Raw genomic sequence first — 12591 nt, 5'->3', positions numbered from 1 at the left:
AACGCGGCCCATCAGGGCCGCGGATTAAGCCGATGGCCATCTTCCAACAATTCCAGCCACCGGGATTCCCGCGCATCCAGTGTCTCACCCCCATCCAGACGACGCCGCAAAGCGGTGCGATGCTCTCCGAGTTTCTCCGCAAGCTGGCGTTCTGACCAGCCAATCACCAACTGAGCCCGTAACACCTCCCATTTCCCTAAAGGTGGACGGTTCCCGCCCGGCCGGACACTAAGCGCCAGCGGAGTGGGATAGCGGACATGAACCGCCTGCAAGGCGATCAGCCACGCCCGGAACGGCTCAGGCATCCCGCCTTTGCGCATCCACCGCGTAATCTCGTGGCGATCATAGCCTGAGCGCCGCGACAGCTGTTGGAGCGGCCATCCAATCCATACCAGTGCCATACCGATCAACACGGCATCGGCATGGCGGACGGGCCGCTCCCCGGGTTTGTCCAGATCGGTCACAACTTGCACACCATTCTGTCCACAGATTCTGGGGATAACTGCCTGTCTCGTCCTGCCAGCAGAAGTGAGGCGGCCTGCATTACACATCCTCTTCCCCGCCCACACGCGCGAGCGCTGGCGGGAAGACGGGCCAGCGACCAGGGGAGGCGACAGCATCCCAGCTCCACCAACTCTCCTGCCCGTAGACCTCGTTGTAATAGCGTGCCTTTTCTGCCCGGCGAGCCGCATAAGCTTCATCCGCCCGCCCGAACACCTCCATGGGTGTGCCGCGCGGATCTTCGGTATCCGTCAGGACAAAATCCGGCAGCACCACATCACGCCCGACATCGAAGCGCAGAGGTCGGATAAAGCTCCGGCGCTCGTGTACCAGCGCACGGGCAATCGCCAGTTCATGGGCGCTCGACACGGGTGTGAGCGTATCAGGCTCAACCTCCATGAGCGCAATGTCATCCGCACGACAGCGCACCAGCGCAACACCCCGATCCAACCCCACCCGCACGGTCGCCGTCACCAACCCCACGACCCGGATGGTCCGTTCGGTACGCGGCCGCGCCAGAGCTGCCATGGCCATCGGATAGCTGCGTGTGAGGCGCTCATGCCAGACAGACGCCGCACTCACGCGAAGATCGTAAGCGCTGGCGCCATCAAAGCGGAGTGAGCAGAACTGTCGACCTTCCTTCCAGTCTACAAGAGCAATGTCGTCCACAATCCCGAGCAACAGGATCCGCCATGTGTCACCGCAGCTCCGCGCGGTCTCGCGCAAAAGCGCGGGCCCATCCTCGTCGCCATAGCCAATCATGGCCAGTCTGTCCGACAAGGTCTGGTTGCGGGCCGGCACGATCCGTAAAGCAGCCCTATCGAGTGCTTCACGGACAAAGGACCAGCGTCTGCGAGCACGGTGCACACCCCGCGTCCAGCTATTCAGTCCGGCTTCTTCCCAGAATAGATGCAACAGGCCCAGTTCGGTCATGCGCGCCTGTCGCACCACCCCGGGCTGGCCTCCCCGTCGCACGGCCTGCGCAGCATCGGCCGGGCCGGCCGCCACGTCGAGGCAGCGCAGCCCCCGACGCAGGGCAATCCCGATCCGGCCATCGTCGCGCTCGCGGACGACACCATCCGCGTATCCTCCCCGGCCATCACAACGCGGGTCGGCTTCGTGAAACGAACAGGCGACACCGTGCAGAGCCCCCTGATTACGCAGGCGCGCCAGATGATAAACCTCAACCTGGCGGCCATCGCGCTGGCGCAGACAGCGGTGGACGGACAAACCCATCGGCTGCCCCTGATGACGACAGTCGCAGACGGGTCGCTCGTCACTTCCCCATGCGTGTGCGAGGCGGTGCTGCCAGGCCCGTGCTCTCTGTGGATCGACGTCCCATGACCGCCTGCCCCGTGTCCCGTCGGGGAACGTTACCCAGTCACGCATGACGGACATCCGCAAAAATCCGGCCAGATGCCCCCTGTCGCACTTCCGTCGCCATCCGACGGCTCAGCATACGGTAATGACCGGGACGCTTGGCCTCATGGATCAGCCCCGCTCCCTCAAGGTCTATCAACGCCGCACGAATCTGACTCACGGGAAGAAACAGATCACCTGCCAGTTCTGCGGCGTCCGCGCCCGCGCGGCGATCGCTGGACAGAACACCAATGATGAGGTCAGTCGCCACATCAGCACGCACCGCGCTGGTCTGCGGCATCCACGGTACCGCCGCGTAAACGCTATGGCCCAGAGAGGCGACTTCCCCCGCATGAACCAGGTCGCGCAGCACCACCGGAAACGCCCCCCGCATCTCGATCGGCACGCAGCCGCGCAGCTCAAGTGCCGTATGGGGGCTTCTTTTGAGAGCGTCACGCACCGCCGTGATGATCTTGCGACGCGCCTGTTCCTGTTCGGCGCCACTAAGTTTGTCCCACGCACGGGGTGTGAACGTCTGTTTTTTTCGGGCCATGAGGCTCCTCCTGTCTGTGGATCAGGGTTTGAGTATCGCTGCTTCCGTTGTGACGGCGTGCGGCAGCCCCGCCTGAGCGCGCGCACGCAGTAGCTGCGGCCATATCCGCAGAGCGAGATCAGTCAGGATGGGATCAAACTTCACCCCGCGCGCTCTGAGTACGAGGGTGCGGACAAGCTCAGGCGCCATGGCCGATTTATAGGCCCGCGGAGAAGCTAGCGCGTCGATGAAGTCCGCAATGGCGACAAGCCGGGCCAGCAGGGGGATGGATGCCCCCGACAGGCCGATCGGGTAGCCAGACCCGTCCCAGTGCTCGTGATGAAGCAGGACGCAGTCCGCGACATCCTGCGGCACCTCATCCAGAGCGCGACACAGGATCTCCAGCCCCAGAATGGTATGCAGGCGCATGACCGCCCATTCGGCAGGCGTCAGACGCCGGGGTGCATCGAGAACCTCTATGGGGATGTGGCGTTTGCCAATGTCGTGCAGCTGCGCGCCAAGCGTGAGCAGTGCCGTGGAAGGTAGCCCCTGATAGGCATAACCAAGGGCCTGCACCATGCCGGCAACACGATTACCATGACCATCGAGGTCAAGACCGGCCTTATGTGCCAGTGCCCGTAGCTGGCGGTGTTCCGGACCGGGCGACATATCTGCCGCGGTTACGGACGGGCGGGTGGGTGTCATGCACGACAGTGTGCCTGAACCCGTTGTGACGCTGTTTCGTGGGCGGGCTAGATCCCCAGCGCCTCATCCTGAGCAGCCCGGATGGCCAGCGCTTCTGCACGGCTTGTTGCCTTGCCCAGCCACCCCGAATACCGGGCCTCGGGCGGGATATCGCCAACGAAGGGCGACACGTCGGCGGAACGGCCATTGCGCCACGCGCACCAGCTGATGGACACACGCTTGCGCCCGCGCGTCAGCGCGACATAGGCCAGCCTACGCTCCTCGTCGAGATTGGTGGGCGACAGACCGGGGAACAGCGTGTCCTCCCACCCCATCAGAAAGACATGCTCGAATTCGAGGCCTTTAGCGCCGTGGATGGTCATCAGGCGGATACGCCCCCGCCCCGCCTCGGTGGATGCGCCCGAACCCAGAGCAGCATGATCGAACAGGTCCTCGACGGTGGTGAACTCCATCGCCAGCGAAAACAGTTCGTCGAGGTTTTCAAGCCCGGCAGCACCGTCATCACCCCCGGCGCGCAGCATGTCCAGATATCCCGAATGCTCAGCCAACGCGCGCATGCGCGCTCCCAGCGCCATCTCGCCACGCAGTTCTTCACCACGGATCATGCGCACAAACGCCCTTACCCGTTCGGCGGTCTTGCTCTGGCTGTCGGCAAAAATCTTCTCGGATGCGACAAACAGTGAGAGCGCTTCATTCCGGGCCAGCTGCTCGATCCGGGCAAGTGTCTTTGCCCCCACCCCTCGGGCAGGCTGATTGATGACACGGCGGAACGCTTCATCACCCTGCGGCGCATCGGGATTATCGGCCAGACGGAGAAGGGCCAGCATGTCCTTGACGACCGCGCGCTGCCAGAAGGCCGTATCATTGACGAGCTCATAGGGAATATGCGCGCGAAGTAATTCCTCTTCGAGCATGCGTGAGAGGAAATTGAACCGGTAGAGAATGGCCATGTCCTCAAGAGCGACACCGGCAAGCTGGCGCCGTCCGATCTCGAGCGCCAGACCCTGTGCTTCCTGATGGCCACCGGAGAAGGCGACAATCTCGATTGGAGCTCCCTCCCCCTGTTCGGTGAACAGGGTCTTGCCCAACCGGCTGCGGTCCTGCGCGACAACGCTGTTGGCGGCAGCGAGAATATGCCCTGTGGAGCGGAAATTCTGCTCCAGTGGGATCATCCGCCCCGAGGGGAACTCCCTCTGGAAGTCACGGATAAAGCTGACAGACGCCCCACGCCACGAATAGATCGACTGATCGTCGTCTCCCACGGCGAACAGTTCACCATGATCGCGCGACAGTAGTTTCAGCCACAGATATTGCAGACGGTTCACGTCCTGAAACTCGTCGGCCAGAATGGCGTCAAAGCGCCGAGCCCAGTCGAGGCGGTATTGCTCATCGCGCAGCATGGTGACGGTCGGCCAGAGCAGCAGATCACCAAAATCAGCGCAGTTCACTTCCCGTAACGCTGCCTGATAGGCGGGGTAGAGGGCTGCTGCCATCTGCCAGGCCATCAGATCCTCGTCGGTTCTGGCACCAAACCGGGCGATCTGGCTGTCCAGTACGGCCTCAGCCTGATCGGGCAGAACCATACCGTCCTTCATCAGAGCAATCCGCTGCGCAACTGAACGCACACGGGCACGGAACGTCTCGGCATCCCCCGGCTCCCACGCTCCATCATCGGCGGCCCGTTGCAGTAGACGCTTGACAATGCGGCGGCTGTCCTCGGCATCACAGATGTCAAAGCCCGGCCGCAGTACCGCGATCTCGGGATCAGCCCGCAGCTGGCGACGACCATGGCCATGGAAGGTGCCAATCCACGAGGGAGCGGCCCCCAGACCCAGCACAGCGTTAATGCGTGTGCGCATTTCATCGGCGGCCTTGTTGGTAAAGGTGACCGCCAGTATGCGATGGGCTGGCATGCCGCGTCGCACGATCCTGTCCACCACCCCGGCGACAAGAGTTTTGGTTTTTCCGGTACCTGCGCCCGCGAGCACGACAACCGGGCCTTCCTGACGAGCGGCCTCACGCTGCATGGCGGTGAGGCCAGCGAGCGCGTCTTCAGCCAAAGCGTTTGAGGTCATAATGCTCGCCTCCCGTGAGGAATGTCACGGAATCAGCCTGATCGGCCAGCAGTTCCACGGTTCGGCCAGTGGGCAACAGCAGTTCGACAGACTGCTCCATGTCCCACAACCCGGTGGAATCCAGCGTGCCGTTGATGATCAACCCCCGGTAGCATTTATCCTGAAACCGCAACTCTACGAACATATCCGGCATGGCGCTACAACCGTGGGTAGCAGCAAACACTGCCCAATGCGCCTGCAGCGAAGGTCGGGCCGCCCAGGCCATGCTGGCCGCCTGCAGTTCCTTCAGGAGCGTCATGCAATCCGGACGGCGTGGGCCAACACCCGGCACACTACCCTGCTGACGCGCATTCACCCTCGCACCGTTCACCGTCAGGAAGGTGCCAGGGTGACGGGCACGGCCTGTGAACAGCACAAAGTCTGTCGTCAGATCCCACTTCCCGCTGGTAAAGCAGCCTGCCACCACCAGACCCGAAACCCGCCTGCCCGTCTCAGCCGTGAAGGAGGCGATCGTCCACGGGATGTCATGTCCCAGTCCGGGCGTGCGTTCCATCCAGCTTGCCAGTTCAGGATGCACGAACAGGGCCTGCTGCGCCGCGCTCACGTCTTCACCAAGGTTGGAGAGAAAGTCCAGCGGATCACTGTCATCATGGGGGTTCGGCTCGTGCGAGCGAGGGGTAAGGTTGGTCATGGAGATATCCTTGTTACAGTAGTCGCTGGCTCAGGGACGCGGGACAGACGCGCCTCGCTGGATACAGCGCCACTATTGATTGCGTATTCACTTCTGTTTCAGGCGGCCTGCGCCCGGTTTTTGAGTGTCTGGTTGAAGTCTTTGGCGCGATCGGGTGGCAGGCGACGCATGAAGGCGACACCCGCGTCATCGGCCAGACGGTAAAGTGTGTCGGCAAACGCGTTGCCAGCGTCATCATCATCGGTCGCGACAACCAGAACCACATCAGGCAGGGCTTTCATGTCCGCAAGATGGGTCTGGATGGCGGCAATTGTCTCAGGGCCCATACCCCCGGCAGTGGAGGCGTAGAGTGTGCCCGGCACACGTGCCTGATCCAGCGCGGCAAAAGACAGCGCATCGATCGCCGCCTCGCAGATCACCAGACGACGCACCGGCTGAACACTGCCCGGCTGGAAACGGAACAGGGTTTTGACTGAACCGCCCAGACAGAGATGGGTGTCCGGGCCACGCAGTTCTGCGCCGCAGACCGCACCCTGCGCGTCCGTATGGGCGAACCATGCTGCATGATACCCATCACGCAGGCAGCCCTTGGCCACTGCCGCACGCACGATGGCTTCAGGCAGGCAGCGCTCGCGGATCAGATAGTTCCACACTTTCCCACCCCGGTAGAGAGACTTGCGCTCAGCCCAACGTTCGGCAGGGCTACGATTATCCGTCCGTTCTGCCTTTTGTGCGACATAGGCCGCCCCTTTCGGTTCCACGCCGACCAGCGCACCGAGTGCCGTGCAGACTTCACGCCATTTCATGGCGGGGTCGAGACGGCGGCACAGATCGAATACATCGCCACTGCTATCGGGCGTGCCACGCGGGCTCTGGGGATCCCACCAACCCTTACCTTCATGGTTAACAATGATGTGTTCGTTACCTTTGCGGTATTTGAAGCAGCGTTTGGTGCTCTTCTCCAGCACCAGAAGGAAGTCATGGTTTTCGAGCAGGGTTGCACAGGAGACGCCGTTGACAATGGCCTGACGATCCTGTTCGGACAGTTCAAAGCGTTGATACATCACGGGGTCTCCCTTTACATGGCCACCAACCAGAATTCGTTCTGGCTACTGCGCCTTTACTTCCTTTTTTATAGCACGAGCCGCCATCACCACCAAGTGAAAACAACAGAAAACAGCCATTTTTTTGCAGTTTTTACTATTATTTTTCTTGTGATCTAACACATTTGTTGCATCATATATTGTTTGATACTCACGCCCCATATGAGACCGCAAGTTTTCGCACGCAGGAGGCCAATCAATACTGTGGTCCGGCAACCCCACACTGGCTCGCCAGCCAGAACACGACACAGGCCCCGACCACCACCCACTGCACGGGAGACAAAATCGCCCCACCCCACTCCTCGCCCCCTGAGCAAAAAGGCCGCGTCCCCAGCACAAGGGACTGACAACACCAGAGGGCGCGTGTGACGCGCCAGCCGTAGGCCGCCGAAGGCGTCTGGTGAGCCCACGGGCAGATCGGGCGAAAAGAACACCGCGCAACGCAACGAACATGGAAAAACCCCGACTGAATCCAATCCTGCTCAGTCTACGCCATCGCGTTGTGGCGCTCTTTTGGACGTCTTTCTTCCCGCAGCTCCTCCTGAGACCCCGGACGGTTAGGGGTCTCATCCGAGGCGCTGCATTCCCCTTAGGAAGCCGCTGCTGGTACTCCCTTCGCAGCCACGCTATACTCAGGGCGTGAGCCGCATGAAGGGCATAGCATGGAACAGATCCCGCTTTTTCCGTTGGAAACCCGCGTGACGCGCATCGATGCAGCGCGGAACACATGGCGTTTTTACGAAATGAGCGTCCAGCATGATCTGTTCGGGGGTGCTGTCCTGATCCGGCGCTGGGGCAGGATCGGTACCGCAGGCCGCCTGCGTCTCGATCTGCACACCAATGAAGGCGCTGCCGCGAACGCCCTTGCCTGTCTGCTCCGCCGCAAGATCAAACGCGGCTATCGTTGGGCCTCAACACCCACTTAACCCCTCAGGCAAAGGGGTTAGACATGGGATGGGTCTTGGGTGCTGTCTGCGCATGCTCAGGTAGCACGGATTCCGCCTCCAGCCGGGCGACAACCGCATTGAGCACAGCAGCCAGAGCACGGGCATTATCCAGTCCGGCCCGATCATGTGTAATGTCCAGACGCCCATACACGCTGACACGCGCAGGATCATTTTCCACGGTCATCTGCTCAATAGTCTGCACCTGTGCGTCAGGTCCAAACGGGTTGAATGCCGTCATCAGCTTACTCCTGTTCTTGTTCGAGCGCGTGTCTGAGCGCCTTCATCCCGGCCCGCGCCAGTTTGCGTTCCAGGCGTTTTTGCAACCGCTCCCAGTCACGATTCTCGCGCGAGCGGGACGCATACGGACTGGCCTGCGGTTCAGGCAGCGTCATGGCCTGCGCTTTGACAGCCTCTACGACACCGGGAAACGGATCAATCCCGATCCGCTCAGCCAGATCGGCCACACTCAGCGTCTGGCAGGTCGGGCTATCCGTGTTCTGACACAGATAGGCCCCGGCTTCATGGCGGATCGGATCATAGATGGCTTTCCATGTCGCCGTTGGCACCAGCACGTTCTGCCCGATGGCGCGGCTGCTGCCTGTAAAATCCGGCCCGGTCACCACATAGACCCCTCCCTCACGCAAGGCCATGGCACGCACAGCCATTTCCACCCCGGTCCAGATCCCTTCGTTAAGAGCGGCGGTCTGGGGCACGACATTGGAGAGCGTAAACGTCTGTTCCTGTATCTCTTCAGTGCCCGCGTCAGCTGATGGCACCATGTGCCCACGGTCAAAGCCGGAGCCACGGTAGTCCGCCAGTGTCGCCCCATCCCCTGCGGGCAGGCGATCATCGGCGACAAAGGTATTGGTCGTGCGCCCAATTTTACGACCACCTCGTACCGCGTCCGCATCGAGATACTCGGCCGACCAGAGCGGTTCGTGCACTTCCCCGGAATTGAGCACGGCATAAGCCGCATTGCACAGGAGCGTTGTACGGGGCTGAAGTTTTTCATTCAGAAGCACCGGCAGAGCGCTTTCCGGGCCGAACTGCGTGCAGGTCTCTGCTGCGTGCAGGGGATCTGCCGTCAGAAGCATGAGGCCTGTGATCAGGGCAGCACCTGATACGCACAGGGGTAAACGGAACACGGTCTTTCTCCATGACAGAAAACGGCAAGCTGCATCATGCCGCCTGACGCGGCTGGGTACAAGAGCGCTTGGGGTCATGCGGCCAGATCCTGCAAAAGCGTGCGGGCCGTGCGACCAGCCCTGACCGCCCGTCGGCGCAATGCCGCACAGTCGGACGCCGAAAGCAGCCCCTCCCCCGCCTCGCTCTCCAGCTGCGCCTGCTCACGCAACAGCAGCCGCACAGGTTTCATGCGCGAGAGTGGGTGAGAACGATGCATCTCCCGCGGGCCAAATTCCACAAATGTCACATTCGAGAGTGTCTGACGCACCATAATCTTTTCTCCGTAGAGCAATAAAACTGGCAAACCGCATAGTCCCCACCCGCATGGCAGGGACGTGGCTGCCAAAGTCAGGTCTAGGCCGCCTGCCGGGTCTGAAAGCCCCGATGCCAGCGCGCAACATCGGGCAGAGATGGTCGCCCCATGTCTGGCGTCTCATCGTCCACAGCGATCAGGCTCCGCACGGCCACCTCATGCACCGCACCATCGGCAAGGCGGCGGATCAACGCGCAATCCGAACGCCCCGAGATCACCCGATCTTCCCAGCGTCGGGTGGCTGGATTGAAATGCGTGGCTGCGCACACCCCGTTGAGGAACGCCAGCACCTGCCAGCGCACAGGCCGCCCGTGGTTGAGGTATTCGGGCAGGCGGTAGAGCGCACCGACCGCAATCGGGCCGACACGCAGAGGGTTGTTACGGGGCGCAAACCAGCGCCCCGCATAATACTGTCTGAACATCCTGGTTTCTCCGCAGAGCAGGTCAGCGCGCAGCCAAAAAGGCATGCGTCGCCATGGCGATGGGATGATCAGCCGCGATCGCGGCCAAAATGTCCGGGCCAACCAGTATTCCGCATATCACCACGAAGAGGCTGAATGTGCCGAGCAATAGTCCAACAACATCTTTGATGTCCCGTCGGGTCTGTGGAGAGAGCTTCATGCGCCGTCTCCTTTCCGAACGTCTTTTGCAGACGAAACACACTTGCCGCGACTGGCTCGGGCCAGAGGCAGGAACTCGCTGGAGGTGATTCCGGGAAGGTCAGGCAAAGCCACCACCAGCGTCTCGTTCTCTGCCCGAAAGAGGTGGGGGTGATTTGCCATCCGGTACTGGTTCGGCCCAACCTTCTTGTAGGTTTTCCCGTGTGGTGTGGCTGCAAACCGGAAACGTGTTCCCACGCGCAGGTTCTTGAAAGTGATAGGATCAGACATCGTTTTCTCCTTTTGGATTTTTTTTCTGACCCTTTCAGCCACCTCATCGGCCGGCGCGCAGGTTAAGGGCGGCGCTTGCGCCGGGAGCCTGCGACGAACCCTTAGCCTGCGTGACGGACTATGAGAGGCGATTTTTATTTTGTGTTTTTGTTTTTTCTGTTTTTATTTCTTTGTTTTTTCTATCTCTTATTTGGCGACTGACAGACAGGGTGCCCTGATGTCGGTTGGACTTACATCAATCCACACAGGCCCATCACCAGTAGCTTCCAGTGCCTGACGGATCGTATCGGCGCTCAGAAACTCCGCACCATCGTCCCCGCCAAACGACGCCAGTTTAACGTCGTACCAATCATCGGAAGGCCCTCGGGGGTCGGCCTCCTGCGCGTAAACGACAAGATTGGGCGAACCTGCAGGGTCAGGAAGGCAGGGCTTGCCGTTGGACATCAGGTACACGCCCTGATCACCAACCAGCATCAGGCCTGCCGGAATACGTGTGTCATCAATGTCGTCTGCTGTTGGCATCCGTCCAATGACACGTTCTTTCTGGTAAGCGGGCGAGAAAAGCTGATCGAGTGTCGGACTATGAGTCTGAGCGGCTTCAGCATGGGCAAGCAGGCGCTCGACTAGAGCGCGGTCGAAGTGAAGTTTCATTGGGTTTTTCTTTTCTGCTGCGTGAACGGCATAAAAAAAGGCGGGACACCGGAGTGTCCCGCCCTTTGGAATTGAATAAGCACAGGCTTAGAAATCGTAGGTCTGAACGCCATCAATGGGCAGGCCGTCGCGGTCGAACAGGACGTAGGCACAGCCCTGTGCGCGCGCCGCCGCGAGAATGGCCGCAAGGCCAGGCGAGGCGTGCACCGCCGCCCGGAGTTCGGACGAGGCGTAAACAAGCCACCCATAAGGACCAACGAGACAGGACAGACCATTCGCCCCCTCTGTCTCGATATAGAGATCGAGAAGTGCTCGGTCCTCGGGCGAGAGATGGGCGGCACTCACATCGGCAAGGCGCTCAACTGGCAGGTCGGGTATCGGCATGACTGGTAGTCCTCAAAGCAAAAGGACAAAGCCCCGCGTCAGCGGGGCAGGCTGCAGGGCCACCCGCTTAGGCCCTGCATTGGGCAGGAAGCCCCTGCCCGTCTCCCTCAGGCCGCGAGATCCAGCGGCGACCCGCGCAAGGCGTCCTGTGCGACACTCCGCGGATGGCGGCGCTCGGAGTAAGCCGCACGCAGACCCGCAACCGTGGCGATATCAAGGAGCGTATAGGTGGACTGGCTCAGGCGCTGCACCCGCGCATTGGTCGCGCGCAGCCACCCATACAGGCCGACATGGCCAGCGGCCGGGGCAGTGAACTCATCCGCGGTTTCGTCGGGCCAGACCGGTGCGCACTCCGCGAGCTGGAACGGGGTATTCGGTCCGCCCCACATCCGCACACCGTAATCGTCGGGCATCGGCACAGGGCATTTGACCATCTCGTGCAGCCACGCATTCGTTCCCAGAGACCCGTCACGATACGCGACCTCAAAACCTGCCGGACGGCGCTGTCCACGCGGCACGGTGATCATGATCATGAAGCTTTCCTGCGGGCGGTCTGCGGCGACACGGGCTCCATATTCGGTTACGGCACTGCGGATCTGATCAAGCCGGGTCGCGACAATTTCCTGAGCCGGATAAAAGTTTCCAAGCAGTTCCATGCTTGTGGACGTTCCCAGATCATCATGTTGACGGGTGGCGCGGTTCGCACTGAGTTTCAGACGGGCCATGATGGCTTCCTTTTCATATTTTGTTTTCAACACGTCCGCGTCCGCCACGTCTGGGAGGCCGGGGCCAGAGCTTGCCTCTGGTGGCGGCCTCCCAGACGTGGCAGCGGGTTTTACTTTTGTGGTTTGGTGTTTTTCTTTTTGTGTGGCGATCTCAATGCACAGCACACCTAAAGCCCACGGAAGCCAGTGCGTGGCTGTGTCCATTTTGGCGCACGCACTGACGCGGCGTCGCTCAGTATTCGGATGCGAGCATGACGACCTTGCCGGGATCGCTATCGGCCACAACGTAAAGTTTCAGTTCTGCCAGAGGGAAATCCGTAAAGCCTACAGGCTGGCGGTACAGGATGTTGGCCTCGCGCTCGCCGTTCCCGTCTGTGCAGACAACCTCGGCGCAGTGTTTGGTAAGATCCACCCTGAGGGTCCAGCACTCGAACTCAGCACGTCTGACGGCTGGAACCAGTCGCGCGCTCGCCACAATGTCCAGCAGCCATGCCGCACCATTACGCACCAGATAGGCCGCACCATCGGTC

18 protein-coding genes are annotated in these 12591 nt (G+C 61.2%); 1 reads left to right on the top strand and 17 read right to left on the bottom strand.

Translation table 11 applies throughout. The features are described from left to right. Positions 1-11: 11 nt before the first annotated feature. The 7 genes from GOB83_RS12725 to GOB83_RS12695 all read right to left on the bottom strand — a co-directional run bounded on the left by GOB83_RS12725 (position 12) and on the right by GOB83_RS12695 (position 6927). Complete coding sequence (locus GOB83_RS12725; RefSeq protein WP_165926347.1) at positions 12-464, bottom strand: transcriptional regulator; 453 nt, start codon at positions 462-464, stop codon at positions 12-14. A gap of 79 nt (positions 465-543) precedes the next feature. Next, positions 544-1890, bottom strand: a complete 1347-nt coding sequence (locus tag GOB83_RS12720) for a DUF1173 family protein (protein ID WP_165926346.1) — start codon at positions 1888-1890, stop codon at positions 544-546. Further along, positions 1883-2413 (bottom strand): hypothetical protein, encoded by a 531-nt coding sequence (locus GOB83_RS12715; RefSeq protein ID WP_025828779.1) that lies wholly within the window; start codon positions 2411-2413, stop codon positions 1883-1885. The genes GOB83_RS12720 and GOB83_RS12715 overlap by 8 nt, the downstream gene beginning before the upstream one ends. Positions 2414-2434: 21 nt before the next feature. Further along, the gene (locus tag GOB83_RS12710) at positions 2435-3097 is read right to left on the bottom strand and encodes an HD-GYP domain-containing protein (protein WP_025828780.1); all 663 of its coding nucleotides are present in this window, start codon (positions 3095-3097) and stop codon (positions 2435-2437) included. Positions 3098-3144: 47 nt separating this feature from the next. Beyond that, positions 3145-5172 (bottom strand): ATP-dependent helicase, encoded by a 2028-nt coding sequence (locus tag GOB83_RS12705; protein ID WP_165926345.1) that lies wholly within the window; start codon positions 5170-5172, stop codon positions 3145-3147. Continuing rightward, positions 5150-5863, bottom strand: coding sequence for a hypothetical protein (locus tag GOB83_RS12700; protein ID WP_165926344.1), 714 nt, complete (start codon positions 5861-5863; stop codon positions 5150-5152). The genes GOB83_RS12705 and GOB83_RS12700 overlap by 23 nt, the downstream gene beginning before the upstream one ends. Positions 5864-5961: 98 nt before the next feature. Further along, positions 5962-6927 carry a DUF3991 and TOPRIM domain-containing protein gene (locus GOB83_RS12695; RefSeq protein ID WP_165926361.1) on the bottom strand — a complete coding sequence of 322 codons (966 nt, stop codon included), beginning with the start codon at positions 6925-6927 and terminating at the stop codon, positions 5962-5964. Positions 6928-7628: 701 nt separating this feature from the next. Here GOB83_RS12695 and GOB83_RS12690 point away from each other — a divergent pair. Next, entirely contained in the window at positions 7629-7892 is a 264-nt protein-coding gene (locus tag GOB83_RS12690; RefSeq protein WP_165926343.1) for a WGR domain-containing protein, read from the top strand. 4 nt (positions 7893-7896) lie between these two features. Here GOB83_RS12690 and GOB83_RS12685 read toward each other — a convergent pair whose 3' ends face one another. From GOB83_RS12685 to GOB83_RS12640, 10 genes are all read right to left on the bottom strand, one after another. After that, positions 7897-8151 (bottom strand): hypothetical protein, encoded by a 255-nt coding sequence (locus GOB83_RS12685; RefSeq protein ID WP_165926342.1) that lies wholly within the window; start codon positions 8149-8151, stop codon positions 7897-7899. Between the two features lie 4 nt (positions 8152-8155). Further along, entirely contained in the window at positions 8156-9058 is a 903-nt protein-coding gene (locus tag GOB83_RS12680) for a DNA/RNA non-specific endonuclease (protein WP_338420634.1), read from the bottom strand. A gap of 74 nt (positions 9059-9132) precedes the next feature. Further along, positions 9133-9369, bottom strand: coding sequence for a hypothetical protein (locus GOB83_RS12675; RefSeq protein WP_165926340.1), 237 nt, complete (start codon positions 9367-9369; stop codon positions 9133-9135). 83 nt (positions 9370-9452) lie between these two features. Further along, on the bottom strand, positions 9453-9833 hold the full coding sequence (locus tag GOB83_RS12670; protein ID WP_025828792.1) for a hypothetical protein: 381 nt from the start codon (positions 9831-9833) through the stop codon (positions 9453-9455). A gap of 22 nt (positions 9834-9855) precedes the next feature. After that, positions 9856-10032, bottom strand: coding sequence for a hypothetical protein (locus GOB83_RS12665; protein WP_165926339.1), 177 nt, complete (start codon positions 10030-10032; stop codon positions 9856-9858). Further along, entirely contained in the window at positions 10029-10301 is a 273-nt protein-coding gene (locus GOB83_RS12660; RefSeq protein WP_025828794.1) for a hypothetical protein, read from the bottom strand. Before GOB83_RS12660 ends, GOB83_RS12665 begins: the two co-directional genes overlap by 4 nt. A gap of 186 nt (positions 10302-10487) precedes the next feature. Beyond that, positions 10488-10952 (bottom strand): DUF3085 domain-containing protein, encoded by a 465-nt coding sequence (locus GOB83_RS12655; RefSeq protein WP_165926338.1) that lies wholly within the window; start codon positions 10950-10952, stop codon positions 10488-10490. Between the two features lie 87 nt (positions 10953-11039). Further along, positions 11040-11336, bottom strand: coding sequence for a DUF5983 family protein (locus GOB83_RS12650; protein WP_165926337.1), 297 nt, complete (start codon positions 11334-11336; stop codon positions 11040-11042). Positions 11337-11443: 107 nt separating this feature from the next. Continuing rightward, positions 11444-12061, bottom strand: coding sequence for a hypothetical protein (locus tag GOB83_RS12645; RefSeq protein WP_165926336.1), 618 nt, complete (start codon positions 12059-12061; stop codon positions 11444-11446). 232 nt (positions 12062-12293) lie between these two features. Then, on the bottom strand, positions 12294-12591 hold a 298-nt coding region (locus GOB83_RS12640), incomplete at its 5' end, for a DUF6876 family protein (RefSeq protein ID WP_165926335.1).

Source organism: Acetobacter fabarum (assembly GCF_011516925.1).
In the GTDB taxonomy this organism is placed as follows: domain Bacteria; phylum Pseudomonadota; class Alphaproteobacteria; order Acetobacterales; family Acetobacteraceae; genus Acetobacter; species Acetobacter fabarum.
Note: the sequence above shows the minus strand (reverse complement) of the source record. Positions and strands in the feature narration are given on the sequence as shown.